This is a genomic window from Pseudomonas sp. 8AS, from assembly GCF_902506505.1.
Classification (GTDB): domain Bacteria; phylum Pseudomonadota; class Gammaproteobacteria; order Pseudomonadales; family Pseudomonadaceae; genus Aquipseudomonas.
The window spans coordinates 1-1,193 of sequence record NZ_LR733408.1 but is presented as its reverse complement, the minus strand read 5'-3'; the positions used below and the strand labels follow the sequence as shown (position 1 = coordinate 1,193).

Sequence of the window (1,193 nt, the reverse complement as noted above, 5' to 3'; positions counted from 1 at the left end):
GGGGGGGCGAGTTTTTGTGTAATGGGTCGATTTCAGCCTGTCGCGATAGGCCAGAGTCGGCCAGATGCGGTCATTGCACTGTGTCTACAGAATCCTTGGTAGCATGACTCTTCTCTGACTTAGGTATCTGAATGCACTTCGATAAGTTACTGGCACGGTCGGCCAATGCAACGAACTAGCTCAGTTTTTCGGCGGAATCTTCATAGCGACAGGGGCAAGATTTGAAAAAGCTTATCACGCTAATCGTTACAAGCTTCGGGGTGTTGATCAGCCTTATGGGGTCTGCTCAGGAATCTGAACACCCAGATCTGTTGAAGGTTCCGTTTGTAACTGGCGATTATCGCCCGTATAGCTCGGAAACAATGCCGGATTTCGGCGCCACGACAGACTTGATCAGCTCCATATGCAACGCCGCAGGCATTCAACCCCAGTTCATCTTTTTACCCTGGAAGCGCGTCGAGTTAAATCTGCTGCAAGGCAAAGCGTTCGGTGCTTTTCCTTATTCCGAAACTCCAGATCGCAAAACGCGTTTCGATTTTTCGGATGACCTGTATGGGGTCTCCTATTCGCTGATTTACCACGATGGTAATCCCAATACCAATGGGCTATCAGGCAACGAGAGTCTCCCAGACCTGAAGGGTTTTAGATTTGGGATCATCGCAGGCTCATTTGCCGAGTCGAGACTGAAGGAACTCGGAATTGCATACGATGCCGCGCCAACGGTTGACCAATTAGTCGGTATGCTTCGCTTAAACAGGTTCGACTTCTACATTGATGATCAAGCGATAGTTTTCGACGCTATCAATCGTTTGTTCCCGGCTGAGGTAACCAGCTTCAATGCATTGCAAAACCCTTTTGCTGAACGCACGGCAAATGTGATGGTCTCGAGGGCCTATCCGAATGCGGCCGAGATCCTCAAACGATTCAATATAGGTCTGGTCAAGATAAAGCAGACTGGCGAATACGATCGAATTCTCGCAAAGCACCATATGAATCGCCCCTAGTTTTTTAGAGGCCTCCTAACCTCATCTCGGGGTAAAAGCGCCTAGAGCAAGCAAGTCCGCTTTTGGCCTATTCCGTTGAAAAACTCGCCTCGCAATTGAGCGCCGTTCGACCTGGCGCCAGGTTGCTCTGGGCGAGTAGTGATTTCTCAGGATATCGATCTGGATTTCTGAAGGCGAAAGCCCCTGTTT

1 protein-coding gene is annotated in these 1,193 nt (G+C 49.6%); it reads left to right on the top strand.

The features are described 5' to 3' along the window. Positions 1–221: 221 nt before the first annotated feature. Positions 222–1,004: an ABC transporter substrate-binding protein gene (locus GV001_RS19980; RefSeq protein ID WP_160083493.1), complete on the top strand. Its 783-nt coding sequence runs from the start codon at positions 222–224 to the stop codon at positions 1,002–1,004. Positions 1,005–1,193: the final 189 nt, after the last annotated feature.